Here is a 1,267-nt window from a genome sequence, read left to right on the forward strand (position 1 = left end):
TTCGAGCCAGCCGGCGACGGGCGGGCCGGAGTCGTCCTGCGACACGAGGATCCGCGGGGCCCGCTCCCCCGCGAAGACGACGGCGAGCCTGCGGACCTCCGTCGTGCGGCAGAGCTCGGGGAACGTCTCGCCCGCGATCTGCTCCAGGCGTCCGCCGGTGGCGATGGCGGTGGTGGCACGGGCCACGGCGTCGGCGATCGCCTCGGTGCGGTGCATCTCCGTGCGCTGCCGCACGGTGGCCACGCAGCCCGCCACGAAGGGGGCGATCGTCTCGGCCGCCTCCGCCGCGCGCCCGTCGAACCCCCCGCGGCGGTTGGCCAGGTGCAACACCCCGAACGTCTGCTCCCCCACCGCCAACCGCGTGCTCAGCAGCTCGCGGATGCCGAAGGCCTTGATCCAGTCGCGCTGCGCGGGGAGGTCCGTGTTCGGGTCGTTCGACCAGACCGTGCGCCCGGTCCGCCAGACGCGGGCGGCGCCGCTGCGCGGGTCCTGCGGGTCGACCTGCGAGGAGGCCGCCATCGCGTCGTCCGCCCCGAACGACCGCGGCAGCGACTGGAGGTACCCGCGCGCCGAGTTCCACAGGGCCACGCCCACCCGCGCGGTGTCGGTGGTGGGCGCGATCGCCGCGCCGATGCCGTTGACCATCGTGGCGTAGTCCGCACCGGCGAGGGCCACCTCGGTCAGCGCCAACGCTGCAGCCATCTCGACGGGGCCCGTGTCCGCCCCGAACAGGCCCGCCGCCGTGGTCGCCGCGATGCCGAGTGCCGACGAGGTCTCCGCGGTGCACCAGTGCGGCCCGGGGAGCACGGACAGCCACCCCAGGGTCTCGCCGTTGCGGGGCCGGACCGGGACCCGCAACCAGCCCCCGTCCGCCGCGGGGCTGCCCGCGATCAGCTCGCCGCGCAGGTCGGTCAGGCCGACACCGAGTGCCCCGAACACCTCCCGGGTGCGCGCGACGAAGTGGTCGGCCTCGGCGGACACGGGTCAGCCCGGGAACTCGGGGGCGGGCGTGATCAGGGCCGCGCGGATGGCGATCGCCACGAGCTCGGACATGGTGCGCGCACCGAGCCGGTCCTTGAGCCCCTGGATGTGGAACCGCACGGTCGACGTCGAGATGGAGAGCCGGGCGGCGATCTCCCGGTAGGTCAGGCCCTCCGCCGCCAGCTCCAGCACCCGCTCCTGGCGCGGGGTCAGGCTCCGCGACTCGGGGGCGTGGGCCTGCGCCTGATACGCGGTCGCGTCACGCTGCTCCACCGCAACCGACGCC

At 75.4% G+C, this 1,267-nt stretch carries 2 protein-coding genes; both read right to left on the reverse strand.

Annotated elements, in window-relative coordinates:
- Window positions 1-981 (reverse strand): GAF domain-containing protein (locus tag H5J29_RS33200; protein ID WP_181784835.1); only part of this gene is annotated, 981 nt, incomplete at its 3' end.
- A 3-nt stretch (window positions 982-984) separates the two neighbouring features.
- Window positions 985-1,267 (reverse strand): response regulator transcription factor (locus H5J29_RS33205; RefSeq protein WP_220188231.1); only part of this gene is annotated, 283 nt, incomplete at its 5' end.

The sequence above is a fragment of the Pseudonocardia pini genome (assembly GCF_013870575.1).
Taxonomy (GTDB): Bacteria; Actinomycetota; Actinomycetes; order Mycobacteriales; family Pseudonocardiaceae; genus Pseudonocardia; species Pseudonocardia pini.